At 42.6% G+C, this 357-nt stretch carries 1 protein-coding gene; it reads right to left on the bottom strand.

The genetic code is table 11. From position 1 onward, the window contains the following. A partial coding sequence (locus ACYVTD_RS18150; protein WP_461249002.1) for a family 1 glycosylhydrolase occupies window positions 1-357 on the bottom strand: 357 nt, incomplete at both ends.

The following is a 357-nucleotide window of genomic DNA, read 5'->3' as shown; positions in this document are numbered from 1 at the left end:
ACAATATCCTCGTAGGCGCAACCGTTTTCCGTAATATAAATTGGTATTTCAGTTTTGCCAAACGCACCCTTTGAAATTTCCGCTATCCAAAGAAGCTGCCTCTCAAGCCCGGCGGGAGTATAGGGCCAATTCATTGCCGTCATATCCTGCCAAAAGGGTTTCATTGTAAATTTAAACGGAGAATTTTCATCTGCCGCCGCAGGAGACTCGGAATAAAAATTTACGCCGATAAAGTCGATGGGTTGGGCTATGGTTTCAAGGTCGCCGTCTTTTATGGGGAGAATATAATTTATTTCTTTGATACGTTCAGGATATCCCTTTCCAAGACAGGGGAAAATAAAAACTTCCGTATTAACC

It is taken from the genome of Treponema sp. R6D11, assembly GCF_054786075.1.
The sequence above is the reverse complement of the archived record's forward strand: the minus strand, read 5'-3'. Positions and strand labels throughout refer to the sequence as shown.